We start from the raw sequence: 26894 nt of genomic DNA, 5'->3' as shown, positions 1-26894 counted from the left end.
CAGGACTCGGCGGAGCCGTCGAACGGTTTTCCGGGCCCACCGGTCGCGGCGGCCGAGAACACGGGCGGGCGTGTCGTCACCGATCTCGGGTGCGGCAGAGCCGGATCGGGCTCAGCCCTCACCGGGGCGCGGGGCGTCCGACTCGGCGGGGAAGCAGTCCAGCCGGGCGGCGGCCAGTTCCTGGAGTGTGCCGCCCGCCGTCAGCCAGCCGAGCAGGCACGACGGCAGTAACCAGGGCCGCAGCGACGTCGTCACCGGTACGAAGGTGATCTGCCGGTCCGTGGTGTCGAGCACCGCCCAACCGCCGTTCCTGACCAAGGGAACGGCCGCTATCCGGCAGGTGTCGTGCGCCGCGGTGACGGCCAGCAGCCAGCGGCTCGCGTCGCCTGCCGAGCGCGACCTGCTCCCGTAGAGCACATCGGCGAGCTGCCGCCACTTCGGCGCCTCGTGGGTGTCCGCGTCGACCACGAAGTGCTCGTCCAGGACGCGGTGTTCACCCGGCAGGGCCGCGCCGGGCGCGGCCGAGAAGACGACCTGCCGCCCCGGCGTCCGTACGGCCAGCGAGAGCGCGGGCGCCGGTCGGTCGGCCACCGAGGCCGTGGGCATGTCCCTTTGCGTGACGGCGAGTTCGACGCCGAGGTCCATGCCGAGTTCGACACTGACCAGACATCGGCCGCTCGGCGGTTGAGGTCCGTCCGCCCATGCCGCCGACCCGCTGTCCATCGCCATCCGGGCCGTCCTCCCCCGCTCACCCGCTGGACCCGTCGGAACCGCTGGGTCCGCCGAGCCCCGAGCCCTGAGCGCCTCCGGTACGGCTCTCACGAAGAGGCCGGGGACCGGGCCGTTCTGTGACTCGACAGGACATCAAACCGGCATTTCGCCCGCGTTACGATCAGCGAACAAGCGATGACGGATTCCCGTACCGGTCTGGCGCGTTGGGGATCGCCGCAGGCGCGCGCTCAGCGCTCCGCGCGGTCGAAGCGGCGGATGAAGCGGCGCTGCCACGGCGTCTCCACGGCGCGGTGGTGATAGTGCCGGCGGATGAAGGCGACGGCCTCGTCCGCCGGGACCCCGTCCAGAACGGCCATGCAGGCGAGGGCCGTTCCGGTGCGCCCGATGCCGCCGCCGCACGCGACCTCCACCCGCTCGTCCGCCGCCCGGGCCAGCGCTTCCTCGAAGGCCGCCCGCGCCTGCCGTCGATCGGCGGGCAGCCGGAAATCCGGCCAGCGCACCCACCGCGCCTCCCAGCGCGTCAACGGCGGCTCGCCGCCCAGCAGATAGACGCCGAAGGACGGCGTCGGGCCCGCCGGAAGCGGTCGGCGCAGACCGCGCCCGCGCACCAGCGCACCGGACGGAAACCGTACGATCCCGTCGCCCGACGGGTCCCAGCTCTCGGTCATCCCGGCACCCTACCGAGACCCGCCGGGCGCGGCGAGCGCGCGCGGACAGGCGATCATGGCCGGTCTGTCCGGCCGCTCGGTCGACGCCCTGCTGATAGCGGGCGACCGCGACCTCATCGACCACCTCCCGCTGCTGGTGGACGTGCTTCCCCGTCGTGCTCTGCGCCTGGGAGAACGCGGCCCCGAGCTGTTCCCCGTCGTCACCATCGACTACGAGGGCGCCGGTCACCTCGCGGGACGGCACCCGCGCGGCCTCGGCCACGAGCGGGTCGCCGCCGTCGCCAGCCCCGCGCACACCGTCCGGATCGCGGGCTTCCGCCGCGCCTTCGCCGCCGGCCTCGCCGTACCCGACACCGCCGTCCTCCTCGCCCCGGAACCGACCCCCGAGGGCGGCTTCGCCGCCGCGACCGCCGCCCTCACCGCCGACCCGCGCGTGACCGGCGTCTTCGCCACCCACGACGTTCTCGCACTCGGCGCGCTGGAGGCCGCCGGAGCCCTCGGCCGCTCCGCCCCGGACGACCTCTCGGTCGTCGGCCCCGACGGCAACGCCGAGGTCCGGCTCTCCCGACCGGCCCTCACCACGGTCGCCATCCCCGAACGCCAGATGGCCCGACAGGCCGTCGAACTCCTCCTGCGCGCCATCCCCCCCCCGCACCGGCCCGCGGACCGCCACCCTCCACCTCCTGCGCCCCGACCTGATCGTGCGCCACGGAACCGGACCCGCCCGGAAGCGTTCCGACAGCTGACGCCCGGTCACGACGGGGCCGGGGGAGGCGGGTACGGCGGCGGCAGCGCGAGCCGCCTGACGTACCCGCCGCGCCCACGGCTCAGGAGTCGTCGCCGCCTCGGCCCCGGTGCTGAGCGCCGTCGTCCGCGCCGTGCCCGCTCCCATGACCGTCGCCCGACCGGTCACCGCCGTGGTCGTCACTGCCGTGGTCGTCGGCTCCGGGGGAGCGGGTCGGGCTCGGGGTGCCCGCGCCGTGGTCGTCACCTCCGGGCGAACGGGTCGGGCGGGGAGTCGCCGCGCCCCGGCCGCCGCCACGGTGACCGTCCAGGCTGACGGTGCCGGAGGTCGCGTTCACCCTCAACTCGCGCGGCAGGCCGTCCTTTCCGAGCACCCTGACCTCCCAGAAATCCGCGCCGGAACGCTCGACGGAGACGACCGTCCCCGGATACAGCGTGAGCGCGGCGGTCACGGCCTCGGCCGCCGTGAGGCCGGTGCTGCTGGGAGTCGGGGCGCCGGTGCGCGGGACGCCCGTCGGGGCACCGGTCGACGGCGTACGGCGGTCGCCTCCGTGGTCGTCGCCCGCGTCGTGCGGGGACGTGGCGCTCGGGACTGCCGTCGCACGGCCGCCGTGGTCGTCACCCGCGGCGATGGCGGTGTAGCCGCCACCGGCGAGCAGGGCCGCCGCCGCGGCGACGGCGGCGACGGTGATGTCGCGCTTCATGAGGAGCCTCCCCGGCCGGGCTGTACCCGGCCTGTGTCGTTGCTGTGTCCGTGCCAACACGATGGCCGGAGCAAGCTGAAGGCAGCCTGAAGCGACCTGAAGATCGCTTCAGGTTCGATTTGGGAGGGTGGGCCCATGCGCTTGCTGATCGTGGAGGACGAGAAGAGACTCGCCGTCTCCCTGGCCAAGGGACTGACGGCCGAGGGCTTCGCCGTGGACGTCGTCCACGACGGGCTCTCGGGACTGCACCTGGCCGGAGACCGCGCCTACGACCTCGTCGTCCTCGACATCATGCTGCCCGGCATGAACGGCTACCGCGTGTGCGCCGCGCTGCGCGCCGCGGGCAACGACGTACCGATCCTGATGCTCACGGCCAAGGACGGCGAGTACGACGAGGCCGAGGGCCTGGACACCGGCGCGGACGACTATCTGACCAAGCCGTTCTCCTACGTCGTGCTCGTCGCACGGGTGAAGGCACTGCTGCGCCGCCGGGCCTCTCCCGGTGCCTCGCCGGTCCTGCGGGTCGGCGGCCTCGCCGTCGACACCTCCGCCCGGCGGGTGTTCCGCGGCGAGGACGAAGTGGCGCTCACCGCCAAGGAGTTCGCGGTCCTCGAACAACTCGCCGTCCGGGCGGGCCAGGTGGTCGGCAAGCCGGAGATCCTGGAGCACGTCTGGGACTTCGCCTACGACGGCGACCCCAACATCATCGAGGTCTACATCAGCGCGCTGCGCCGCAAGCTGGGCGCGGCCACCATCCAGACGGTACGCGGCGCGGGTTACCGCCTGGTCACGTCATGAGGCGCCGCCCGCTCGGCTCCGTGCAGGCCAAGACGGTGCTGGGCGCGACCGCCGTCGTGACCGTGGCGATGGTGGCCGCCGGGATCGCGGTCCTCCTCTCGCTCGGCGCCAACCTCACCGAGCAGGCCCAGAGCCAGGCCAACGACACCGCACGCCGCGTCGCCGTGACCGTCGCGACCCGCAAGGCGGACGCCGCGCTCTACTCCGGACTCGCCCTCCCCGATGACGCGCCCGTCCAAGTGACCACCACCGACGGGCGGTTGCTCGCCGCGAGCAGGACCCTGGAGAAGATCAGCGGCACGGGCGTGCCGGACGTCAGGCCGCGTGGGTCTGCGCCCGAGCCGACACCCACCGTCAGTCCGACCTCGGCACCGACGCCGCCACCGACCGTGTCGCCGAGCGGGACCGCCGACGACCACGGCGGCGCAGGCGGCGGCCGTGGCCGGGGCAAGGGCGGGCGCGACGGCGACGCGCAGGAGACGACCCCCAGCGGCCGGGGGAGCGACGACCACGCCACGCCCACCGGCACCGCCGACCCCGTCGTCGGCGAGATCAGCGGCACCGTCCAAGAGGGCTCGGGACACGCCACGTTGGACGGCCGCGGCGCCGCCTACCGCTTCGCGACGGTCAAGGCCACCGACCTCGCGGGGCAGACGGTCCTGGTCCACGCGGGCGCCTCGCTCGCGGCGCGCGAGAGCGCCGTGCGCACCACCACCGTGGTCATGCTGGCGGGACTGCCCGTCCTGCTGGCGGTCGTCGGCGGCGTGACCTGGCTGGTCACCCGCCGCGCACTGGCCCCGGTCGCGGGCATCCGCCGCGAGATGGCCGCCATCACGGCCTCGGAGGACCTCTCCCGGCGCGTGCCGGAGCCCGCGGCGCACGACGAGGTGGCCCGGCTGGCCCGTACCACCAACGAAACGCTCACCGCCCTCGAAGCGTCCGTCGAGCGGCAGCGCCGCTTCGTCGCCGACGCCTCGCACGAACTGCGCAGCCCGATCGCCTCCCTGCGCACGCAGCTCGAAGTGGGCTCCGCGCACCCGCAGTTGCTCGACGTCCCCGGCGCCGTCAAGGACACCGTGCGACTCCAGCAACTCGCGGCCGACCTGCTCCTGCTCGCCCGCCTCGACGCGGGGGAGACCCCGACACAACGGCCGGTCGATCTGGCCGCGTTGGTGCGCGAGGAGGCCGAGGGGCGGGCCGCCGACCGTACGCCGGTCGCCGTCGACATCGGTCAGGACGCCGCCTTGAGAGCGGAAGTCAACGGGTCACGGGGCCAGTTGGCCCGGCTCGTGCGCAATCTGCTCGACAACGCCCAACGGCACGCCCGCACCGAGGTCACCGTGTCCGTACGCCGCGGGGACGGCCGGATCGTGCTCGCGGTCGCCGACGACGGCGCAGGCGTACCGGAGGCCGAGCGCGAGCGGATATTCGAGCGGTTCGTACGGCTCGACGAGGCCCGCAGCCGGGACGACGGCGGGGCCGGACTCGGCCTGGCCATCGCCCGTGACGTGGCGCACCGGCACGGCGGCACGCTCACTGTCGGCGCCGCGCCGAGCGGCGGCGCCCGTTTCGAACTCCGGCTGCCGGCCGCCGATGTGTGACCCCGTCAGTTCCGGGTCAGTTCCACGGCATGCGCGAGCGGTGATCCCAGTACGCGGCCGGTGTCTGCGCCAACTCGGTGACGAGACGGCCGAGTTGCGCGTCGTCGAGACGGACGTCGGTCGCGCGCAGATTCGAGGCCAGTTGGTCCTCGGTCGCCGCTCCCGACAGCACCACGTCGACCCACGGCTGACGCAGCGCGGCGGCCAGCGCCAGAGCGTCGTAGGAGGCTCCCGTCGCCTCGGCGACCGGAGCCAGCACCGCGTCCAGCCGCGGGTCGCGTTCTGCGAGACGCCCGTTGGCGAGACCTTCCTTGATGATGACGGTACGACCCGCCTCGTGCGCCTCCGCCAAGGCGGGGCCCGCCGACGGCTCCAGGACATTCCAGGTGGACTGGACGCTGCCGAACACCGGACGCCCGTCGACGCCGACATCGAGAGCGGCGCGGATCGCGTCACCCTGCCGGGGCCCGCTGGTCGAGATGCCCACGGCCACCCCCTGATCGGCGAGCGCGACCAGCCGCCGGTGCAGGACGGGATCGGTGAGAGCCGGGCTGTCCGGTGTCACCGAATGCACCTGGTAGAGGTCGAGCCGGTCGCCGAACAGGCCGCGCGTCTCGGCGAGTTGACGGTCGTAGACCCCGACGCTGTGGTCCTTGACCTCATGGGTCTCCGCGTCGACCCGCCAGTCCGCCGTATAGGTGTAACCCCACTTGCTGCCGACCATGACCCCAGGCCGGTCACCGCCCGCGTCCAGCCACTCGGCCAGGAACTCCTCGGCCCGGCCGTACGAGCGCGCCGCGTCGAAGTAGCGCACGCCGTGCGCGTACGCGAAGTCCAGCACCTCGTGCGTACGGCGTCGCATCGCCGCCACGTCCCGGCCCGGCGGCAGATCCCGCTCCCGGCCGAGATTGATGTATCCGGGCCGCCCGAGAGCGGCCAGGCCGAGGCCGATCCGGTGGGGTACGTCGGCGAGCGACGGCGGCGGCTGCGTGACCATGCGACGGCTCCTGACCGTGGGGCGACTGCGACTGCGACTGCGACGACGAGGACGGCTGCGGCCGTGCGGCGCGGGCGTACACCCGCGACATCCCGCCCACCCGCATGATCACCGTACGTCGCCCGCCGCCGCGCCCGTCACCCGCCGCACCGACCGGGCCCGTACCGACCGAGCCCGCACCGACCGGGCCCGTACCGGCCCGCACCGTCCTTGACCGGCCCGGACCGTACCGCCCCGGCGTACCGCCCTACGGCTTCGCCCCGTCCGACCAGCGGTAACACAGCTCCGGGCGGCCGACCTGCCCGTACTGCGGGCTGCGGACCGCGAGCCCGGTGTCGACCAGGTGCTCCAGATAGCGGCGGGCCGTGATGCGCGAGACCCCCGCCGCCTGGGCCGCCGAAGCCGCCGACAAGCCGCCGTCCGCCGCCGCCCGCAAGGCCGAGGTCACCGCTTCGAGGGTCGGACCGCTCAGCCCCTTCGGCAGCACGGTGGCCTGCGGACTGCGCAGCGCCCCCAGCACCCGGTCCACCTCGTCCTGCCCGGACGCCTCACCGCCCGCCGCGTCACTGCGGTAGCGCTCCCAGCGCTCCAGCCGGTCCCGCAGCGAGGGGAAGGTGAACGGCTTGAGCAGGTACTGCACGACCCCGAGCGAGACGGCCTGCCGCACGACCGCGAGATCCCGCGCCGAGGTCACCGCCACCACATCGGCGCTCTGCCCCGCGCTGCGCATCCGTCGTACCAGGTCGAGACCGTGGCCGTCGGGCAGATGGAGGTCGAGCAGCACCAGGTCCACCGGCTGCCGGTCCAGCAGGCGCAGCGCGGCGCCGCCGGTGTGGACGACGGCCGCCACCGCGAAGCCGGGCAGCCGCTCGACGTACATCCGGTGCGCGTCGGCCGCCACGGGATCGTCCTCGACGACCAGGACCCTGATCACGCGCGTGCCTCCTGCCCCAGCGGCAGCCGTACGGTGAACTCCGCGCCGCCGCCCTCGGCGCGGTCGAGGCCGACCCTGCCGCCCGCGCGCCGCGCGGCCTGCTCGACCAGGGCGAGGCCGAGACCGTGGCCCTCGCTCTTGGTGGTCCAGCCGCGCCGGAACACCTCGCGGATGGTGGCGGGGTCGACGCCGCGCCCGGAGTCGGTGACCTTCAGCAGCAGCTCGTCCTCCTCCACCTTGGCCCGTACGGTGACCGACGGCCGGCCGCCGCCGCGGGCGGCGCCCTCGATGGCCGCGTCGATCGCGTTGTCTATCAGGTTTCCCAGCACGGTGACCAGGTCGCGGGCGGTGAGCGCGGGCGGCAGGACGCCGTCGTCGATCCGGCTGTCCTCGGTGACGGTCAGCTCCACTCCGCGCTCGTGGCTCTCGGCGGCCTTGCCGAGCAGCAGCGCCGCGAGCACCGGTTCGCCGACCGCCGCCACCACCCGGTCGGTGAGCGCCTGGGCGAGTTCCAGCTCGGAGGTGGCGAAGTCCACCGCCTCCTGCGCGCGGCCCAGTTCGATCAGCGACACGACGGTGTGCAGCCGGTTGGACGACTCGTGGGCCTGGGAGCGCAGCGCCTCGGCGAAGCCGCGCACCGAGTCCAACTCCCCGGTCAGCGCCTGGAGATCGGTGTGGTCGCGCAGGGTGACCACGGTGCCGCGGCGCTCGCCGCCGCGTACCGGCGAGGTGTTCACGACCACGACCCGCTCGGACGTCAGGTGCACCTCGTCGACCCGCGGCTCGGCGGCCAGCAACGCGCCGGTCAGCGACACCGGCAGGCCGAGCGTGTCCACGTACCGGCCGACGACCTCCTGCTCGCCGAGGCTCAGCAGCTCGCGCGCCGCGTCGTTGCACAGCGCGACCCTGCGGTCGGCGTCGAGCAGGACCAGGCCCTCGCGCAGCGCGTGCAGCGTCGCCTGGTGATAGTCGTACATCCGGCTCAGCTCCGTCGCGGCCATCCCGTGGGTGTGCGTGCGCAGCCGTCGGTTGGCCGCATACGTGCCGAGGCCGCCGACGACGAGCGCGGCCAGCGCCACCGCGACCAGGGCGGTGAGCTGCTTGCGGACCTGCTGGCTGATGGTGTCGACCTTGATGCCGACGCTCACCAGCGCGACGATCCGGTCGCCGGAGCGGACCGGCGTCACGACGCGTACCGAGGCGCCGAGCGAACCGGTGTACGTCTCGGTGAACGTCTGCCCGCGCAGGGCGGGGCCGATGTGGCCGAGGAAGTGCTTTCCGATCAGCGACCTGTCGGGATGGGTCCAGCGGATGCCGTGGGTGTCCATGATCGTCACGAAGTCCACGCCCGCGTCCGCGGTGACGCGGTCGGCGTACGGCTGGAGGGCCGCGGTGGGATCGGCGGAGCGCGCCGCCCGCACGACGGTGTCGGAGTCCGCGACGGCGGTGGCCGCGGCGGAGACCCGGTCACGGGCCGCGTCCTCGGCCCGGCTGCCCGCGTTGACGTACGCCAGCACGGCGCAGCCGCCGACCACCAGGGCCACGATCACCACCTGCACGGCGAAGAGCTGACCGGCCAGGCTGCGCGGCCGGGTCCGAGTGCGGCGGAAGCGGCTCAGTCCGGGCACGGTGAACCGCGCGGCCGGGCTCGCCGCGCCGGACTGGTGCGTCGGTCCGGCCGCCGTGCTCGACGTGGGGGGTATGGCGGGCATGCACAACAGTGTGCACGCCAACCCGCGAACTCAATGAACGCAAACGTGACCTGGCTCACGCCCCGAGCGCATAGTCACCGGGACCTGTCCGATCGCGGGCGCTTGGGACGGCGCCCGCGGACCGAGGGAGACGAAGGTGTCAGCCCAGGCCCCCAGCGACGTCACGAGCCGTCGAGACCATACCCACTACCTCTACACCGCCGTCATCCTGGCGACGATCGCGGGCGCCGTGCTGGGCCTCCTCGCGCCCGGTGTGGCCGTCGAGCTGAAGCCGATCGGCACCGGCTTCGTCAATCTCATCAAGATGATGATCTCGCCCATCATCTTCTGCACACTCGTGCTCGGCATCGGATCCGTCCGCAACGCCGCCAAGGTCGGCAAGGTCGGCGGCCTCGCGCTCGGCTACTTCGTCACCATGTCGTTCGCCGCGCTCGCCGTCGGCCTGCTGGTCGGCAACATCCTGCACCCCGGCAGCGGGCTGCACCTGACCGAGGCGCTGAAGAACGCGGGCCAGGCCCAGGCCACCGACGCCCCCACCGAAGGCGTGGACTTCGTCCTCGGCATCATCCCGACCACCCTGGTCTCCGCCTTCACGCAAGGCCAGGTGCTGCAAACGCTGCTGGTGGCGCTGCTCGTCGGCTTCGCCCTCCAGGCCATGGGGCCGGTCGGGGCGCCCGTGCTGCGCGGCGTCGGGCACATCCAGAAACTGGTCTTCCGCGTCCTGTCGATGATCATGTGGGCGGCCCCCGTCGGCGCGTTCGGCGCGATCGCCGCCGTCGTCGGCTCCGCGGGTGTGGACGCGCTCAAGGCGCTGGCCACGATCATGATCGGCTTCTACGTGACCTGCCTGATCTTCGTCGTGGCCGTCCTCGGCGCGGTGCTGTGGCTGTTCGCCAAGGTCAACCTCTTCCACCTGCTGCGCTACCTCGCCAGGGAATTCCTGCTGATCGTCTCCACGTCGTCGTCGGAGTCGGCGCTGCCGCGGCTGATCGCCAAGATGGAACACCTCGGGGTGAGCCGGCCCGTCGTCGGCATCACGGTCCCGACCGGCTACTCCTTCAACCTCGACGGCACGATGATGTATCTGACGATGGCGTCGCTGTTCATCGCCGACGCGATGGACCAGCCGCTCTCCCTCGGCCAGCAGATCTCGCTGCTGCTGTTCATGATGATCGCCTCCAAGGGCGCCGCCGGGGTCTCGGGCTCCGGCATGGCCGTGCTCGCCAGCGGACTCCAGTCACACCGTCCCGCGCTGGTCGACGGCATCGGTCTGATCGTCGGCATCGACCGCTTCATGAGCGAGGCCCGCGCCGTGACCAACTTCGCGGGCAACGCCGTCGCCACCGTCCTGATCGGCACCTGGACGAAGGAGTTCGACCGCGACCGCGCGCGGCGGGTCTTCGCGGGAGAGCTGCCCTTCGACGAGTCGACCCTGTCCGACGAGGACGACGCCTACGCGCCGTCGGCCACGCCCGGCCAGCCCGTTCCCGGCCGGCCCGCGCCTGATCAGTCCGCGCCCGATCGGTCCGCGCCCGAGGGAGCCCTGGTCAAGAAGGAGACCGCCGCCCTCTGACCTCCCGCGCCCTCCCGAACGGCCCCGTCGGAACTCCCCCTTCCGGCGGGGCCCGCGTGTGTGCCCGCCGCCCCGGAACGCCCGCCACCGGATCAACTCCCTGACGCGTGGCCGGAAGTGATCCACCTTCAGTTCGGACCGTCCACTCTTTTTGTCATCCCTATAACAACTTTTAGCAATCTCTGTGAAAGCTCTAGACCGACCCTTGGTGCGGTCCTAACGTTCCGTCACAACTTCTGATGCCGTCAGAGGAAGTGTGGGCCTGTGAGCATCCAGTACCGCGTACTGAGCCGACTGCGTGACCTCGGGCCGCTGTCCCGGGCGCAGCTCTCCGACGAGCTGGAGATGCCGCGCCCACGGCTGGTGGCCGAACTCGACCGGATGATCGCGAGCGGCACGATCCTGGAGGCGGGACCCGCGGCCTCGCGCGGCGGTCGCCGCTCCACCCTCGTCCAACTCGACCCGGAACTGCGCTTCGCCGCGGTCGACCTGGGCGCGAGCTCCATCGACATCGAGATCACCGACGGCCGCCTGGCGGCGGTCGCCTCGTACTCCGAGAGCGCCGACATCCGCCAGGGACCCGGACCCGTGCTCGACCGGGTCAGCGAACTCCTGCGCAAACTGGGCGCGCAGAGCCGCAGCGCCCGGCTCGACACCATCGGCATCGGCCTGCCGGGACCGGTCAGCTTCCGGGACGGCGTCTCCGTCTCCCCGCCGATCATGCCCGGCTGGGACCGCTTCCCGGTGCGTTCCACTCTGACCAGCGAGCACGGCTGCCCGGTCGTCGTCGACAACGACGTGAATCTGATGGCGCTCGGCGAACACCACAGCGGCGTCGCCCGCTCCGTCGACAACCTCCTGTTCGTGAAGATCGGCAGCGGCATCGGCTGCGGTGTCCAGGTGCACGGCCAGATCTACCGGGGCTCGGAAGGCTCGGCGGGCGACATCGGACACATCCAGGTCGAGGCGGCGGGCCTGCCCTGCTCCTGCGGCAACACCGGCTGTCTCGAAGCGCACTTCGGCGGTGTCGCCCTCGCCAGGGACGCCACCGCCGCCGCCCGCGCCGGACGCTCCGAGGCGCTGGCCGAACGGCTCGCCGCCCACGGAGCGGTGACCGCCGCGGACGTCGCCCAGTGCGCGGCGGGCGGCGACCTCGTCTGCCTCAACCTCGTCCGGGACGGCGGCCACCGCGTCGGACAGGTCCTCACCCACCTCGTCAGCCTCATGAACCCGTCGATGATCGTCATCGGCGGCGGCCTGGCCGGACTCGGCCACCTCCTGCTCGCCGAGATCCGCAGCGTGGTCTACAAACGTTCGCCGCCGCTGGCCACCGGCAATCTGGCGATCGTCCTGTCGGAACTCGGCCCGCGGGCCGGGGTCGTCGGCGCCGCGCTGCTGGCCAGCGAACTCCACTACGGGAGACAGCTATGACCGCCAACCCTCCCAGCCCACCCGCCCGTTCCCCCGCGTCCACGGGCCGCCACCTCGTCCGGGAGCCGATCCTCCGCCTGGACCGGGTCGTCAAGACCTTCCCCGGCGTCCGGGCCCTGGACGGCGTCGAGTTGGCGGTCCGGCCGGGGGAGGTGCACTGCCTGCTGGGCCAGAACGGCGCGGGCAAGTCCACCTTGATCAAAGTGCTCTCCGGAGTGCACCGGCCCGACTCCGGCCGTATCGAGTGGCGGGGCAGACCGGTCACCTTCGCCGACCCCCAGGCGGCCATGCGCGCCGGGATCGCCACCATCTACCAGGAACTCGACCTCGTCCCGCACATGACCGTCGCGGAGAACGTGCTGCTCGGCCACGAACCGCGCACCGCGGGATTCGTCCGCAGTCCCGGCATGCGCGAGCAGGCCCGCGCCGTGCTCGGCCGCCTCGGCCACGCCGAGATCCCCGTCAACCGCACCATCGACAAACTGCCCGCCGCCGCACGGCAGATCGTCAGCATGGGCCGCGCCCTGTCCCGCGAGGCCAGGCTGCTGGTCATGGACGAACCGAGCGCGGTCCTCGCCCACGACGAGGTCGCCAACCTCTTCCGGATCATCCGCGAACTGCGCGGCCAGGGCATCGCCGTCATCTACATCTCGCACCGGCTCGACGAGATCCGCGAGATCTGCGACCGCGTCACCGTGCTCAAGGACGGCCGCACCACGGCCGCCGACCTGCCCGCCTCGACCCCCACCAAGGAACTCGTCGGCCTGATGACGGGCCGCTCCCTGGAGTACGTCTTCCCGCGCCGCCCCACCTTCTCCAAGCGGTCGGCCGCCGCAACCGCCGCCCGTCAGGAGCCGGAGACCGAACTGCTGCGGGTGGAACACCTCAGCCGTCAGGGCGAGTTCAGCGACGTCTCGCTCACCGTCGCGCCCGGCGAGATCGTCGGCATCGCGGGACTCGTCGGCTCCGGCCGCTCGGAACTGCTGGAGACGGTCTTCGGCGCGCGCCGCCCGGACCACGGCCATGTCCTCGTACGGGGGCGGCGGTTGCGGCCCGGCAGCGTCCCCGCCGCCGTGCGCGCAGGGCTCGGCCTGGCGCCGGAGGAGCGCAAGAGCCAGGCGCTGCTGCTGGACGAGGCCGTCCAACGCAACATCGGCCTGGCCTCGTTGACCCGGCACACCACCGCGGGGTTCGTACGCGGCGGCGCCGAACGCACCGCCGCGCGCGGCATCGCCGACCGGCTCGACCTGCGCCCGCGCGACGTCGGACGCAAGGCCGGCACCCTGTCCGGCGGCAATCAGCAGAAGGTCGTCGTCGGCCGCTGGCTGCTCGGCGGCACCAGCCTGCTGCTGCTCGACGAACCCACCCGAGGCGTCGACGTCGGAGCCCGCGCCGAGCTGTACCGGGTGATCAGGGACCTGGCCGACGAAGGCGTGGGGGTGCTGCTGGTCTCCAGCGAGGTCCCCGAGGTGCTGGGCCTGGCCGACCGGGTCCTGGTGATGCGCGAGGGCCGGATCGTACGGGAGGCCCCGGCGCGCGAGCTGGACGAACACCTGGTCCTCGACCTGGTCATGGCGGGGGCACTGCTGGAAGGGACGGACCAGTGACGACCGACCTCACCTCGCCGCCGCCGGCGGCGAAGACCGAACCGACGAATTGGTGGAGACGGGACGCGGCCGAGCCCGTACGGCGCAATCTCGGACTCACCGCGGTCCTGGCCGCACTCGTGGTGATCGGCCTGATCAGCGCCAACGACCGCTTCCTGACCAGCGGCAACATCCTCAATGTGCTCACCCAGGCGTCGGCGATCGGCGTGATCGCCATCGGGATGACCTTCGTCATCATCGGCGGCGGCATCGACCTGTCCGTCGGGGCGCTCACCGCGCTGGCCGCCGTGTGGTGCACGACGGTCGCCACCCAGGACTTCGGCGTGCCCGGCATGGTCTTCACCGCCGTGATCGTCGGCGCCGTCGCCGGTACGGTCAACGGCCTGCTGATCGCGTACGGCCGCCTCGTCCCCTTCATCGCCACCCTCGCCATGATGGTCAGCGCCCGCGGTCTGGCCGCCAAGATCTCCGACAAGAAGACCCAGGAGGTCGACGTCGGGGCCGTCAACCGCTTCGCGGAGAACAAGTTTCTCGGCATCCCGCTGCTGGTCTGGCTGTTCGCGGCCGTCGCCGCCGTCGGCTGGGTGCTGCTCAACCGCACCGCCTTCGGTCGCCGCACCGTCGCCGTCGGCGGCAACGCGGAGGCGGCCCGCCTGGCGGGCATCAACGTCCGCCGCCAGACGGTCTACCTGTACGCGCTGTCCGGCGTGTGCTGCGGCATCGCCGCGATCATGGTCGTCGCCCAGGCCAACGCGGGCTCCTCGGGCCAGGGCGACCTGTACGAACTCGACGCCATCGCCGCCGTCATCATCGGCGGGACCGTACTGACCGGCGGCCGGGGCACCGTCGTCGGCTCGCTGCTCGGCGTGGTGGTCTTCACCACCATCACCAATCTGTTCATCCTCAACAATCTGCCGGCCGAAGTGCAGAACATCGTCAAGGGCGCCATCATCGCGGGCGCCGTCCTGGTCCAGCAGTTCCAGCCGAGCAAGCTGCTGCTGCGCCGCCGCCCCTGACCGCCACCGGCGCTCTCCTCCTTCCGGTCTCTCCCAGCCGCCCGCCGTACGCCACGCGCACGGCACCACCCACCCTCGCGGAGGACGAAATGTCCGAACAGTCAAGAAGCTCCTGTGTCTCCCGCAGAAACATCCTCTTCAGCGGCGCGGCCGTCGGTGCCACCGCCCTGGTCGCCTCCTGCACCTCCAACAGTGAGGACAAGCCGTCCGCGCAGACCTCCGCCCCGGCCGCGCCCGTGGACAGCGGCGCGCCCGGCAAGGCCATCACCATCGGCTTCTCCGCCCCCGCCGCCGACCACGGCTGGCTCGCGGCCATCACCACCAACGCGCAGCGCCGCGCCAAGCAGTTCTCCGAGGTCACCTTCAAGGCCGTGGAGGCGGGCGAGGACGCCACCGCCCAGCGCGCCGCGATGGAGACGCTGATCCAGTCCAAGCCCGACGTCATCGTGGTGCTGCCCTTCGACGGCGCCCAGCTCACGGCCACCGGACGCAAGGCCATGCAGGCCGGTATCCCGGTGGTCAACCTCGACCGGCAGTTCTCCGACGAACAGGCGTTCCGGGTCCTGATCAAAGGCGACAACTACGGCATGGGCGTGGCCGCGGGTCACTTCATCGGCAGCCGCCTCAAGGCGGACGGGAAGACCAACGCGACGATCGCCGAGATCGCCGGGATCGACAATCTGCCGCTGACCCAGGACCGCAGCCGCGGCTTCAAGGAGGCCCTGGCCACGTACGGCATGAGCGTCAAGCACCGCGTCTCGGCGCAGTTCACCATCGACTCGGGCCACCAGGTCACCTCCGACCTGCTCCAGGCGGCGCCGAGGCTGGACGCGGTGTGGAACCACGACGACGACCAGGGCGTCGGCGTGCTCGCCGCGGTCAAGCAGGCCGGGCGGGACGAGTTCTTCATGGTCGGCGGGGCGGGCTCGCGCAAGGTCATGGAGCAGATCCGCGACGACAACACGGTGCTCAAGGCCACCGTCACCTACAGCCCGACGATGGCGGGCTCGGCCGTCTCGCTCGCCCGGCTGCTGGCCAACAACCGCGGCATGGCCGACCTGACGGAGCTGGGCGTGCCCAAGGAACTGCGGCTCGCCTCGGAGACCATCACCCAGTCCAACGTGGCGGACTACCTGCCGCTGGGCTTCTGACCCCGGCGGCTCCCCTCTCCTTTCACCGCGCGCTTGCGCGCGCCGAACCCCGATGAGCAGGGAGACCACATGACCACTCAGCGGCTACGCGTCGGCATGGTCGGGCACGCCTTCATGGGCGCCGCGCACTCACAAGCCTGGCGTACCGTCGACCATGTCTTCGACCTGCCCGCCCGCGTCCATATGGCGGCGCTGTGCGGTCGCGACCCCAAGCGGGCCGCGACCGCCGCCGAGCGGCTCGGCTGGGCCGAAAGCACCGCCGACTGGCGGGAGTTGATCGCCCGCGACGACATCGACCTGATCGACATCTGCACACCGGGCGACAGCCACGCCGAGATCGCCGTCGCCGCGCTCGCGGCGGGCAAGCACGTCCTGTGCGAGAAGCCGCTCGCCAACTCGGTGGCCGAGGCCCGCGCGATGTGCCGGGCCGCCGACCGGGCGCGGGAGTCGGGCGTCCGCGCCATGTGCGGCTTCACCTACCGGCGGGTCCCGGCGCTCGCGCTGCTGCGCCGCCTCGTCGCCGACGGACGGCTCGGCCGGATCCGGCACGTACGCGCCGTGTATCTCCAGGACTGGATCGTGGACCCGCGGTTCCCGCTGGTGTGGCGGCTGCGGCGCGAGCACGCCGGATCGGGCGCGCTGGGCGACATCGGCTCGCACATCGTCGACCTCGCCCAGCACCTGACGGGCGACCGGCTGTCGGGCGTCGCCGCGCTCAGCGAGACCTTCGTGCCGACACGACCGCTGCCCGGCGCCGTGCCCGCCGCGCGGGGCGAGGTGACCGTGGACGACGCGACGGTGTTCCTCGGCCGTTTCCACGGCGGCGCGCTGGCCACTTTCGAGGCGACCCGTTTCGCCACCGGCCGCAAGAACGCCCTGCGGATCGAGATCAACGGCTCCCTCGGCTCCGCCGCCTTCGACCTGGAACGCCTCAACGAACTGGAGTTCCTCGACGCCGCCCAGCCACCGGCGGAACAGGGCTTCCGCCGCATCCTGGTCACCGAACCCGACCACCCCTACCTGTCGGCCTGGTGGCCGCCGGGCCACGGACTCGGCTACGAGCACGCCTTCACCCACCAGGCCCGCGACCTGGTCACCGCCATCGCGGAGGGGCGCGACCCCGAGCCGTCCTTCGCGGACGCCCTGGAGGTCCAGGTCGTCCTGGACGCGGTCCAGCGCAGCGCCGAGCACGACGCCGCCTGGACCCCGCTCCCTGCCCGTACCGCCGAGAACACCGACTCCGGACCGGGACCGGAGCCCACCGACCGGGGGCAGTGACCGAAGGAACGGCCCCTCACGGCTACGCGGGCGCGGCGGCGCTCAGCCCGCCGCGCCGAAGCGGTCCGCGCCCTCCACCGTCAGGCTGTCGGGAGCGTCGGCCCCCGCCCGGCCGTCCGCGTCGAGCCGTACGGCCAGCGGCTGTTCGCCGACCCGCAGACCGCTCATGGTCAGCGGGCCGAGACGGCCCGCCGCCAGCGGGGACATCCGCAGCGACCCGCCGGGCACATCGGCCTCGAGCCCGAGCGCGGCCTGGACCAGCAGGACGGCGGAGGCCGCCGACCACGCCTGCGGACGGCAGGCCGCCGGATACGGGGCGGGCGCGCTGTCCAGCTCGGAGCCGTGCCCGGCGAAGAGCTCCGGCAGCCGTCCGTCGAAACCGGCGGACGCGGCGATCAGGCCCTCGGCCAGCTTGGCGGCCTCGCGGGGGAATCCGGCGCGGACCAGGCCGTGCACCGCGATGGCGGTGTCGTGCGGCCAGACCGAGCCGATGTGGTAGCCGAACGGGTTGAAACCGGTGGAGTCCGTGCTCAGCGTGCGCAGCCCGAAACCGCAGTCCAGCTCGGGTCCCGCGATCCGGGCGGCCAGCAGGGCGCTCTCCCGCGGGTCCAGCAGCCCGGTGCCCAGCAGGTGGCCGAAGCCGGAGGTCACGGCGTCCACCGGACGCTTGTCGGCGTCGAGGGCGACGGCCGGGTAGCGGCCCTGCTCGTCCTCGACCCAGAAGCTCTCCCGGAAGCGGCTGCGCAGCCGGTCCGCCCACTGCTCCCAGCGCTCGGCGCCCGGCCGGTCGAAGGCCCGCAGCAGCGCCGCGCCCGCCATCGCCGCCTCGTAGCCGTACGCCTGGACCTCGCACAGCGCGATCGGCGCCTTGGCGAGACGGCCGTCGCGCCAGCGGATCGAGTCGCCGGAGTCCTTCCAGCCCTGGTTGGCGAGCCCGTGGCCGGTGGTGTCGATGTACTCCAGCAGCCCGTCGCCGTCCGCGTCGCCGTACGTGGCCAGCCACTCCAGGGCGGCCTCGGCGTGTGGCAGCAGCTCGCGCACCTGCCGCGGGTCGAGACCCCAGCGCCACGCGTCGTGCAGCAGGATCACCCACAGCGGGGTGGCGTCCACGGTGCCGAAGTACACCGGCGGGAGCTTCGCGCCCTCGGCCAGGTGCAGGGTCTCGCGGCGCACCTCGTGCAGGATCTTGCCGGGCTGCTCCTCGGTACGGGGATCGGTGACGGCGCCCTGGCGGCGGGCCAGCGTGCGCAGCGTCCCCGCGGCCAGGTCCGTGCCCAGCGGCAGCAGCATCCGCGCCGCCCACAGCGAGTCCCGGCCGAACAACGTCAGGAACCACGGCGACCCGGCGGCCAGGAAACGGTCCTCGGGGTGCAGCGGGTCCGACAGAAGCAGCCGCTCCAGGTCGCCCACCGACCGGGCCAGCAGCCGGTCCAGACGGCCGTCGGCGCTGCGCAGCTCGGTGGGCGACCACGGTACGGCGTCCCGCGCGACGGCCGGGAACTGGTCCGGCTCCGCGTCGCTGACACCGCACTCGACCGTCGCCCGCCAGGTGCCGCCCGACGGCAGCTCCACGGTGTAACGCAGCTCACCGCTGTCGGCGTCGACCAGCGGCTCGCGCGGTCCTGAACCGTCGCCGGAGTCCTGTCCCGGCATCGGCGCGCGGCCGGACGCCGGACCCGACACCGTACCGGCACCGGCACCGGGAGCGGTCACGGCCACCGACACCGGCCGCAGCCGTACGGTCAGCTCGTCGTCGCCCCAGGTCAGCCCGGTGTCCTCGGCCCTCGCGGGGAGCGCGGCGACCGTGCGCCCGGACTTGACGTCGGTCATCCGCGCCAGGTCCGTGGCCGCGGCGACCACCACATCGAGACGGATCCGCCGCAGCCCCGCGTTGACGATCTCCAGCTCCTCGCGGAGCGTGCCCGGCGCCACCGAGCGGACCCGGCGCAGCGTGACCGCGGGGTCGGCGGTGTGTTCCCCGACACCGCGCAGGATCGCGCGGAAGGCGGTCCTGTCGGCGGGGCCGAGGGTGTGGCCGACCGGGATCAGGGGGACGCCCTCGACCCGGACCGCCAGGCTCGACAGCACCCGGCGGTCGCCGTGGAAGAAGCCGTCCGCACCGGCGGAGATGTCCCCGCCTGGTCGGGACAGCACCAGGCTGGGCGCGTAGAGCGTGGTGCAGGCGTCGTGCAGGAAGGGCTGCAAGCCCTCGGTGACGACGTCCGTGGGAGACGGGTTCGCGGTGCTGTGCCCTTGGACGGCCGTGTTCACAGGGTGGTGCCTCTCGTCGGTGGACCGAGATGGTGCCTCAGAATTTGGATCGATCAAAATTCACTCTAACCCTTGCCAACCAGCAGTGAAAGGGAGTTTTATCGATCCATCGAAGATGCAGCGCCGCATTTCGAGTAGTGCGGCGCATGGATGACGGAGGCCGTGGTGCCGCGTACGACCAGCTCAGGCGGGCGCAACAACAAGCCGGTGACACTGGCTCTGGTCGCCCAGCGCGCCGGCGTGTCCGTACAGACCGTGTCCAACGCGCTGAACTCGCCCGACCTGCTCGCGCCCCGCACGCTGGAGCGGGTCCGTGAGGCGATCAGCGAGCTGGACTACCGGCCGCATCAGGCCGCCCGCTCGCTGCGCACCCGGTCCAGCCGGCTGATCGGCTATGCCATCCAGCCGACGTTCGCGGGGGAGTCCACCCCCGTGCTCGACGACTTCCTGCACGCGCTGTCGGACTCCGCGGACAAGGCGGGGTACCGTGTGCTGCTGTTCGCGGCGCGGTCCGGCGCGGACGACGAGGTCGACCGCTACGACGCGCTGCTGCGCGACCACTCGGTCGACGCGTTCGTGCTGAGCAACACCCACCGCGGCGACCGGCGCCCGGCCTGGCTGCACAAACGTGGCGTACCCTTCGTGGCGTTCGGCCGGTCCTGGTCGGCCCGTGACACCGGCGACTGGGTCGACGTGGACGGCGCGTACGGTACGTCGGCGGCCGTCGACCAGCTCGTGGCCGCCGGACACACCCGGATCGCCTTCCTCGGCTGGCCGCGTGGCTCGGGCGTCGGCGACGACCGGGCCGCGGGCTGGCGAGAGGCGATGCGGCGCCACGACCTGCCGGTGCGTGACCTGCGGGTCTCCTCGGTGGGTGACGTGAACGCGGCGCGGGACGCGGTGGCGCGGGTCCTGCCCCGCGTGACCGCGGTCGTCACGGCCAGCGACACCCTGGCACTGGGCTGCTACCGGGCGCTGCGGGACAGCGGCCGGACCCCCGGCCGGGACGTGGCGGTGGTCGGCTTCGACGACTCCCCGGCGGCCGGTCTGCTCAGTCCTGGCCTCAGCAGCGTCCGTCAGCCGCTGGAGGAGGTCGGCCGGATCTGCACCCGGCTGCTCATGGCGCGCATCGGCGACCCGCAGGCCGATCCCGAGCATGTGCTGCTGACGCCGGAGCTGATCGTCCGGGAGAGCTCCGCGGCGGGACCGTCCGCCGCGACGTCGCCCGACGACCGGCCGTCGGCCCCCTAGTTCCCGACGGACCGCCTGGTCCGAAGGGTTGAAGGACCGTGGGGTGACATGGACCGCGCCCCACGGTCCTGACCTGGCAGACCGGACACGTCTGTCACGCCATAAAGCTACAAAGCGATAAAGCGGCACGGCCACGCTGGCCCACCGCATCGGGCGCCCTCATCGCCCGGCTCGCGGAGTTCCGTAGGTTCCGGATGATCCGGACAGTCCTGGAGAGAAACGATGACAGTACGCAGAGCCGCGACCGCCACCGCCGTGTGCGGGGTGTTCTTGGTCGCCGGGTGTTCGTCCAACTTCGGCAGCGACAGCAGCGGCAAGCAGGACTCGGGCGGCAAGCAGAGCCTCACGGTGATGATCGGCTCCTCGGGCGACAACGAGACCAACGCCGTGAAGCAGGCCGCGACCGCGTGGGCGAAGAAGACCGGCAACACCGTCTCGGTGATCGCCGCCCAGAACCTCGACCAGCAGCTCGGCCAGGCCCTCGCGGGCGGCAAGCCGCCGGACGTCTTCTACGTCGGCTCCAGCGTCTTCGCCAACTACGCCAAGGGCAACTCGCTGTACGCCTACGGTGACCAGCTCTCCGACAAGGACGACTTCAACAGCGCGCTACGCGCGTCCTTCACCTACGACAACAAGTTCGTCTGCGCGCCCAAGGACAGCTCCACGCTGGCGCTCGCGGTCAACACGGCCATGTGGAAGGAGGCCGGGCTCACCGACGCGGACTACCCCAAGACGTGGGACGACCTGGAGAAGGTCGCCAAGAAGCTCACGACGAAGAAGACCACCGGTCTGGTCGTGAACGCCTCGTACAACCAGCTCGGCCCCTTCATGAAGCAGGCCGGCGGCTGGGTCACCAACGCCGACCAGAGCAAGGTCACCGCGGACAGCCCCGCGAACGTCGAGGCGCTGACGTATGTGAAGAAGCTGCTCAACGAGGGCGTGATGAAGTTCCCCAAGCAGGTCGACACGGGCTGGGGCGGTGAGGCACTGGGCACCCAGAAGGCCGCGATGACCATCGAGGGCAACTGGCTGACCGGCGCGATGACCGCGGACTACCCGAAGGTCGGCTACAAGGTCGTCCCGCTGCCCGAAGGTCCCAAGGGCAAGGGCACGCTGTCCTTCAGCAACTGCTGGGGCGTGGCCAACAAGAGCGCCCACCACGACGCGGCCGTCGACCTGGTGAAGGCGTTCACCACCGTCGACCAGCAGTTGTCCTTCGCCGACGCCATCGGTGTGCTGCCCTCGCGCGACAGCGCGCTGGCGACGTTCAAGGAGAAGCACCCGGCGAGCGTGGCGTTCGCCGACGGCACCGCCTTCGCGCAGGGTCCGGTGACCGTCCCCGGCTTCACCAAGGTCCTGGCCCAGTTCGACACCGACCTGTCCGGGCTGGCCACCGGCGATCCCAAGAAGATCCTGTCCAGCCTCCAGACCAACGGCGACCAGGTACTCAAGAGCGACAACTGACCGTACCGGCCGGGCAGCACCGCGGGGGCAGGAGCAGGAGGAGAAAGAGATGAGCCAGCACGGCAGCGGCGCCGTCGCCGCACCGGCGGGGCCGGGAGCCCCGCCGGGAGGCACGGGCACACGGGGCGCCCGCGGCGGCGGGACGGCGGGCGCCGGTACGCGCCGCGGTCCCCGCTTCGGCGGCGGGCGCCGCGACCGGGCGATCAAGGGGCATCAGGGCCTGTGGGGCTGGCTGTTCGTCAGCCCGATGGTGGTCGTGCTCGGCCTCTTCCTGCTCCTGCCCATCGGCATGGCGCTGTGGGTCAGCCTGCTGCACTGGAACGGGCAGTCGAACCCCTTCAGCGGCGCCGCCGACTTCGTCGGGGTGCGCAACTACTCCGATCTGCTGACCCGGCCGGGTCAGGACCGACAGCTCTTCATGACGTCGATCCGCAACAATCTGTACTACGTCCTGCTGGTCGTCCCCGTCCAGACGGCCCTGGCCCTGGCTCTGGCGGTGGCGGTCAACAGCCGCCGCGTCAAGGGCAAGAGCCTGTTCCGCACGGTCTTCTACTTCCCGTCCGTGACCAGCTCAATCGCCATATCCACGGTGTTCCTGTTCCTCTTCCAGGGCAGCGGCGCGGTCAACGCGCTGCTGAAGTGGGTGGGCATCACCGGACCGAAGTGGTTCACCGACGCGCACGGCCTGGTGTGGACCGTGCTCGGCGGCCTCGGCATCGTCGACCCGGACAAGCCCGTGCCCGCGCTCGCCGCGCACGGCTTCCTCGGACTGTCCTGGTGGGACTGGCTGGCCGGGCCCTCCATCGCGATGTGCACCATCATCATCCTCGCGATCTGGACCAGCTCGGGCACGTACATGCTGATCTTCCTCGCCGCGCTCCAGGACGTACCCGCGGAGCTGGAGGAGGCCGCGCTGCTCGACGGCGCCAACCGCTGGCAGTCGTTCCGCAACGTGACGCTGCCCGCGCTGCGCCCGGTGCTCTTCCTGGTCGTCACCCTCGGACTGATCGGCACCTGGCAGGTCTTCGACGCGGTGTACGTCATGAGCCAGGGCGCACCCGCCAACACGACCCTCACCCCCGCCTACCTGTCGTACACCGCGGGATTCCAGGACGCCGACTACGGGCGCGCGGCGGCCATCGCCTTCCTGCTGCTGGCGATCATCCTGGTGATGACGCTGGTGCAGCGCGTCCTGCTGCGCGACCGCGACGCGGTCACACGATTCAGCCGACTGCGGGCGCGGCTGGTGCGAGGGAGGACGTCATGAGCGCCGGGACGATGGAACGACGCTCCTCCGGCCGGTCGGCGAAAGGCCGTCCCGGCAGCCGGTCGTCCGGCAGCCGGGTGCTGCGGATCGTGGTGTACGGGCTGCTGATCGGCATGGGACTGCTGTACGCCCTGCCGTTCTTCGTCCAGATCGCGACCTCGCTCAAGACGGACCCGGACGCGGCGGCCCATCCCCTGTCGCTGCTGCCGAACCCGTTCTCGCTGGACTCCTACCGGCGCCTGTTCGGCCTCGGCGGCACCGGCGACGCGGTGCCGTTCACCCGCTGGCTGGCCAATTCGATCGTGGTCACGGTCTTCATCACCGCCGGACGCGTCTTCTTCGACTCGCTCGCCGGATACGCCCTGGCCCGGCTGGACTTCCGGGGCCGCAACCTGCTGTTCAACGGGCTGCTGACGATCATGTCCGTGCCCGGCGTGGTCCTGCTCATCCCGAAGTTCCTGGTGCTCAACCAGCTCGGGATGTTCGACAGCTACGCCGGAATGATCGTGCCGCTGCTGGTCGACGCGGCCGGGGTGTTCATCATGCGGCAGTTCTTCGTGTCGGTGCCCAAGGAAGTGGAGGAAGCGGCGCGGATCGACGGCGCGGGCGTCTTCCGCACCTTCTGGTCGGTCGTCCTGCCGATGGCCAAGCCCGCGCTGATCACGCTGACCATCCTGTCGTTCCAGGGCTCCTGGAACGAGTTCACCCACTTCCTCGTGGCCACCCAGTCCCCGCAGTACGAGACCCTCACCACGGGCCTGGCCCACCTCGTCTCCGGCGGCCTCAGCGCGGGTACGCAGTATCCGCTGAAGCTCACCGCGGCCCTGCTGTCGACGATCCCGGTCGCGCTGCTGTTCTTCGTCTTCCAACGGCACTTCGTCCGCAGCGCGAACTCGGGCGCGGTCAAGGAGTAGCTTCCCGACCCGCCCTCCGCACCCCGCCCACGGCCTCCGGGCCCTTCAGTCCCCCCGGCGGGCGCCCACCTGACAGGGCGCCCGCCGGGTGTGGTGTGCCGGCGTCCGCGTCGGGCCGCCGAGGGTGCCGCGGCGCGGCGGGGACGCTTCGGCCGGCGCCGAAACGATCCGGTCGTAGCGTCGGGGCCATGAGGCATCAGACGCATGAGTTCGACCGCTGGGCGGACGTGCGGGCGGCGCTCGCCGATCCGGCGCTCGTACCGGAACCGCCGGCCGGGGACGTCGGGTCCGCCGGGGCGAGCGTGGCGTGGCTGCGGTCCGCCGTCGCCCGCTTCAGCTCCGGGCGGACGCACCGCCGACGGCGCGCTCTGGTCGAGGCGGAACTCGCGCGGCTGGAACCCGTGACGCTACGGGATGCGGCAGCCGCCGAGGGCTCGGAAGGTTCGGAGGACTCGAAAGGTTCGGACAGCGAGACCCGAGTGCGGGTGGTGCGGGAAGCCCCGCCGGTACGGGTCATGCGGCGCGTCGCCGTCGCGGCCACCCGGATCGCGGGCCGCGAGATCGCCGCGGGCGACACCGTGCTCCTCGACCTCGCGACCGCCAACCGCACCCACCCGGTACCCCTCACCTTCGGCGCCCCGCCCCGCGTCTGCCCCGGCCGCGCCCACGCGCTCGCCCTGGCAGAAGGACTGCTCCGCCGCCCGCTCACCCCCTTCGCCCGCCTGCACCACCAGGCCGCCCCGCTGCTGCTGCCCAACGCCTGGGACTACGCCAGCGCCGCCGCCCTGGCGGCGGGCGGCTTTCCCGCTATCGGCACCACCAGCCTGGGCGTGGCCGCGGCCCTCGGCCTGCCGGACGGCGCCGCCGCCACCGCGGACGCGACCGTGGCCCTGGCCCGCCGACTCGGCCGCGGCTCCTTCCTGTTCACCGTCGACGCCGAGGGCGGCTTCAGCGACGACGTGGCCGAAGTCGTCGCACTGGCCGAGCGGTTGTACGCGGCGGGCGCGGCCGGGATCAATCTCGAGGACGGCCGCGCAGACGGCACGCTCGCCCCCGTCGCCCTGCACTCCGCGAAGATCGCCGCCGTCAAATCCGCCGTACCGGCGCTGTTCGTGAACGCACGCACCGACACCCACTGGCTCGGCCGCGAGCAGGACACGACCTCGTCCCGCCTCGCGGTCTACGAACAGGCCGGTGCGGACGGGGTGTTCGTCCCCGGACTGTCGGACCCGGACGAGATCACCGCCCTGGCGTCGTCCCTCGTCGTACCGCTGAACATCCTGTACGCGCCGAGCGGACCGCCCCTCGCCGAACTGGCCGCGATGGGCGTACGCAGGGTCAGCCTCGGCTCCCTCCTCTACCGAGGAGCCCTGGCCTCGGCGGTCTCCACCGCGACGGCTGTCCGGGACGGGCGGCCGACGGATCTCACCGCCCCCTCGTACGCCGAGGTCCAGCGGCTAGGGAACCCGGGCGAGTAGCGCGTAGAGGTTGACCTGCTCGGCCGGTACGGGGGCGTCGCCGGGGCCGGGGCGCCAGTCGGCAGGATTGACGACACCGGGGGAGACGACGTCGAGTCCGCCGACGAGCGCTTCGATCTCGGCGCGCGAGCGGGCGCCGCCGTCCGTGACGTCCTCGCGGTACAGCCGGACGAGGGCGTCCATGACCTCCGGCGCCCAGTCGCGCGTGATGTGCGTGAGGGTGAGATGCGAGCCCGCCGCCAACGGCCCGGTGAAGGCTTCGACCAGCCCGCGCGCCTGGGCGTCGTCCGCGAAGAAGTGCAGCAGCGCGTTCATGCCGAGCGCGACGGGCCGAGTGAGATCGAGGACGCCGGTGATCTCCGGACGCTCGTACAGCGCCGCGCCGTCGGTGACATCGGCTTCCACGTACACGGCCCGGCCCCGCGGTGTGCTGGTCAGCAGCTCGGCCGCGTACGCGCGGACGGCCGGGTCGTTGTCGACGTACACGACACGGCAGGCGGGGTCGACGGCCTGCGCGCTCTCGTGCAGATTCGGGTATTCGGGCGTACGGGTCGGGATGCCCGACCCCAGGTCGAGGAACTGCGTGATCCCGCGGGAGCCGACCAGATACCGCACCGACCGGTCGATGAACCGCCGGTTCACGCGCGCGCTGGTGATCAGATGCGGATTGACCTCCAGCATCCGCCGCGCGGCGGCGCGGTCGGCGGCGGTGTGCAGGGTGCCGCCGAGGTAGAAGTCGAGCATGCGTCCCGCGTGCGGCCTCGCGCTGTCGGCGTCCATGGACGGCGATTATCCCGGAGTCCTCAACTCGCGCCGCCGGGCGCCCAGCCCTGGCGGCGCAGCACCGCTGACACGTCCGGGGCTTCGTAGTGCTCCCCTTTGAGTACCTTGCCGTCTGCCCGGCGCGAGACCTGTCCGTCGGGGCCCAGCTTGGTCATGTTGGACCGGTGGATCTCGGCGATGACCGCGTCGAGGTCGATCCCGTGCACCAGGGCCGTGCCGTACGCGATGTAGACGACGTCGGCCAGTTCGTGCGCCAGACGGTCCAGCGGACCGGTCACCGAGACCTCGGCGACCTCCGTCGCCTCCTCGGCGAGCAACTCCCCGCGATGCGCGGCGAGAGCGGGCGACACCTCCGTCGGCGTATCGCGGACGTCGAGTCCGAAGGCGCGGTGGAACGCGCGGACCAGGTCGGCGGGTGAGGAAGCGCTCATGCGCCGACTCTAGCCAACCGCGTTGCCGCCACGGGCTGTTGGGTATTCGCCACCGCCACCGCCACCGCCACCGCCACCGCCGGCCGCCC

General features: G+C 72.4%; 22 protein-coding genes and 1 pseudogene. 14 read left to right on the top strand and 9 right to left on the bottom strand.

Annotated elements, in window-relative coordinates; all coding sequences use genetic code 11:
- Positions 1 to 111: 111 nt before the first annotated feature.
- Positions 112 to 729: a hypothetical protein gene (locus tag ACFY9V_RS34850; RefSeq protein WP_391164321.1), complete on the bottom strand. Its 618-nt coding sequence runs from the start codon at positions 727 to 729 to the stop codon at positions 112 to 114.
- A gap of 230 nt (positions 730 to 959) precedes the next feature.
- Positions 960 to 1400: a protein-tyrosine phosphatase family protein gene (locus tag ACFY9V_RS34845; protein ID WP_355343584.1), complete on the bottom strand. Its 441-nt coding sequence runs from the start codon at positions 1398 to 1400 to the stop codon at positions 960 to 962.
- A 55-nt stretch (positions 1401 to 1455) separates the two neighbouring features.
- Here ACFY9V_RS34845 and ACFY9V_RS34840 point away from each other — a divergent pair.
- Positions 1456 to 2025, top strand: a pseudogene (locus tag ACFY9V_RS34840) (substrate-binding domain-containing protein); the annotation flags it as partial.
- A gap of 202 nt (positions 2026 to 2227) precedes the next feature.
- Here ACFY9V_RS34840 and ACFY9V_RS34835 read toward each other — a convergent pair.
- Positions 2228 to 2848: a PepSY domain-containing protein gene (locus ACFY9V_RS34835; RefSeq protein ID WP_391164347.1), complete on the bottom strand. Its 621-nt coding sequence runs from the start codon at positions 2846 to 2848 to the stop codon at positions 2228 to 2230.
- A gap of 135 nt (positions 2849 to 2983) precedes the next feature.
- On the opposite strand from ACFY9V_RS34835, the gene ACFY9V_RS34830 reads away from it, so the two are divergent.
- A complete protein-coding gene (locus tag ACFY9V_RS34830) occupies positions 2984 to 3646 on the top strand; it encodes a response regulator transcription factor (RefSeq protein WP_355343575.1) in 663 nt (220 codons plus the stop codon).
- The gene (locus tag ACFY9V_RS34825; protein WP_391164320.1) at positions 3643 to 5247 is read left to right on the top strand and encodes an ATP-binding protein; all 1605 of its coding nucleotides are present in this window, start codon (positions 3643 to 3645) and stop codon (positions 5245 to 5247) included. Before ACFY9V_RS34830 ends, ACFY9V_RS34825 begins: the two co-directional genes overlap by 4 nt.
- Positions 5248 to 5263: 16 nt before the next feature.
- Here ACFY9V_RS34825 and ACFY9V_RS34820 read toward each other — a convergent pair whose 3' ends face one another.
- The 3 genes from ACFY9V_RS34820 to ACFY9V_RS34810 form a co-directional block, all read right to left on the bottom strand.
- Entirely contained in the window at positions 5264 to 6244 is a 981-nt protein-coding gene (locus tag ACFY9V_RS34820; protein WP_391164319.1) for an aldo/keto reductase, read from the bottom strand.
- Between the two features lie 247 nt (positions 6245 to 6491).
- Complete coding sequence (locus tag ACFY9V_RS34815) at positions 6492 to 7178, bottom strand: response regulator (RefSeq protein ID WP_391164318.1); 687 nt, start codon at positions 7176 to 7178, stop codon at positions 6492 to 6494.
- Positions 7175 to 8890: an ATP-binding protein gene (locus ACFY9V_RS34810; RefSeq protein ID WP_391164317.1), complete on the bottom strand. Its 1716-nt coding sequence runs from the start codon at positions 8888 to 8890 to the stop codon at positions 7175 to 7177. Before ACFY9V_RS34810 ends, ACFY9V_RS34815 begins: the two co-directional genes overlap by 4 nt.
- Positions 8891 to 9026: 136 nt before the next feature.
- Here ACFY9V_RS34810 and ACFY9V_RS34805 point away from each other — a divergent pair, with 136 nt between their 5' ends.
- The 6 genes from ACFY9V_RS34805 to ACFY9V_RS34780 all read left to right on the top strand — a co-directional run bounded on the left by ACFY9V_RS34805 (position 9027) and on the right by ACFY9V_RS34780 (position 16946).
- Positions 9027 to 10463, top strand: a complete 1437-nt coding sequence (locus ACFY9V_RS34805; protein ID WP_391164316.1) for a cation:dicarboxylate symporter family transporter — start codon at positions 9027 to 9029, stop codon at positions 10461 to 10463.
- 264 nt (positions 10464 to 10727) lie between these two features.
- Positions 10728 to 11894: an ROK family transcriptional regulator gene (locus ACFY9V_RS34800; protein WP_355343557.1), complete on the top strand. Its 1167-nt coding sequence runs from the start codon at positions 10728 to 10730 to the stop codon at positions 11892 to 11894.
- Positions 11891 to 13501, top strand: coding sequence for an ATP-binding cassette domain-containing protein (locus ACFY9V_RS34795; protein ID WP_391164315.1), 1611 nt, complete (start codon positions 11891 to 11893; stop codon positions 13499 to 13501). Before ACFY9V_RS34800 ends, ACFY9V_RS34795 begins: the two co-directional genes overlap by 4 nt.
- Positions 13498 to 14517, top strand: coding sequence for an ABC transporter permease (locus ACFY9V_RS34790; RefSeq protein WP_391051797.1), 1020 nt, complete (start codon positions 13498 to 13500; stop codon positions 14515 to 14517). The genes ACFY9V_RS34795 and ACFY9V_RS34790 overlap by 4 nt, the downstream gene beginning before the upstream one ends.
- Before the next feature lie 89 nt (positions 14518 to 14606).
- Complete coding sequence (locus ACFY9V_RS34785) at positions 14607 to 15668, top strand: substrate-binding domain-containing protein (protein ID WP_391164314.1); 1062 nt, start codon at positions 14607 to 14609, stop codon at positions 15666 to 15668.
- A gap of 69 nt (positions 15669 to 15737) precedes the next feature.
- Positions 15738 to 16946 (top strand): Gfo/Idh/MocA family oxidoreductase, encoded by a 1209-nt coding sequence (locus ACFY9V_RS34780; RefSeq protein ID WP_391164313.1) that lies wholly within the window; start codon positions 15738 to 15740, stop codon positions 16944 to 16946.
- A 42-nt stretch (positions 16947 to 16988) separates the two neighbouring features.
- On the opposite strand, the gene ACFY9V_RS34775 is transcribed toward ACFY9V_RS34780, so the two are convergent.
- Positions 16989 to 19217 carry a glycogen debranching N-terminal domain-containing protein gene (locus tag ACFY9V_RS34775; RefSeq protein WP_391164312.1) on the bottom strand — a complete coding sequence of 743 codons (2229 nt, stop codon included), beginning with the start codon at positions 19215 to 19217 and terminating at the stop codon, positions 16989 to 16991.
- A 150-nt stretch (positions 19218 to 19367) separates the two neighbouring features.
- Here ACFY9V_RS34775 and ACFY9V_RS34770 point away from each other — a divergent pair, with 150 nt between their 5' ends.
- From ACFY9V_RS34770 to ACFY9V_RS34750, 5 genes are all read left to right on the top strand, one after another.
- A complete protein-coding gene (locus ACFY9V_RS34770) occupies positions 19368 to 20468 on the top strand; it encodes a substrate-binding domain-containing protein (protein WP_391164311.1) in 1101 nt (366 codons plus the stop codon).
- Between the two features lie 222 nt (positions 20469 to 20690).
- The gene (locus ACFY9V_RS34765; RefSeq protein ID WP_355343536.1) at positions 20691 to 21932 is read left to right on the top strand and encodes an extracellular solute-binding protein; all 1242 of its coding nucleotides are present in this window, start codon (positions 20691 to 20693) and stop codon (positions 21930 to 21932) included.
- Positions 21933 to 21981: 49 nt separating this feature from the next.
- A complete protein-coding gene (locus tag ACFY9V_RS34760; RefSeq protein ID WP_391164310.1) occupies positions 21982 to 23199 on the top strand; it encodes an ABC transporter permease subunit in 1218 nt (405 codons plus the stop codon).
- Positions 23196 to 24113 (top strand): ABC transporter permease subunit, encoded by a 918-nt coding sequence (locus ACFY9V_RS34755; RefSeq protein WP_391164309.1) that lies wholly within the window; start codon positions 23196 to 23198, stop codon positions 24111 to 24113. Before ACFY9V_RS34760 ends, ACFY9V_RS34755 begins: the two co-directional genes overlap by 4 nt.
- 188 nt (positions 24114 to 24301) lie before the next feature.
- Complete coding sequence (locus tag ACFY9V_RS34750) at positions 24302 to 25591, top strand: isocitrate lyase/phosphoenolpyruvate mutase family protein (RefSeq protein WP_391164308.1); 1290 nt, start codon at positions 24302 to 24304, stop codon at positions 25589 to 25591.
- Here ACFY9V_RS34750 and ACFY9V_RS34745 read toward each other — a convergent pair.
- Complete coding sequence (locus ACFY9V_RS34745) at positions 25571 to 26371, bottom strand: SAM-dependent methyltransferase (protein WP_391164307.1); 801 nt, start codon at positions 26369 to 26371, stop codon at positions 25571 to 25573. The two genes, ACFY9V_RS34750 and ACFY9V_RS34745, sit on opposite strands and share 21 nt — an antisense overlap.
- Before the next feature lie 23 nt (positions 26372 to 26394).
- Positions 26395 to 26805, bottom strand: coding sequence for a MazG nucleotide pyrophosphohydrolase domain-containing protein (locus tag ACFY9V_RS34740; RefSeq protein WP_355343521.1), 411 nt, complete (start codon positions 26803 to 26805; stop codon positions 26395 to 26397).
- Positions 26806 to 26894 lie beyond the last annotated feature (89 nt).

It is taken from the genome of Streptomyces sp. NPDC008317, assembly GCF_042955955.1.
GTDB lineage: Bacteria > Actinomycetota > Actinomycetes > Streptomycetales > Streptomycetaceae > Actinacidiphila.
The sequence above is the reverse complement of the archived record's forward strand: the minus strand, read 5'-3'. Positions and strand labels throughout refer to the sequence as shown.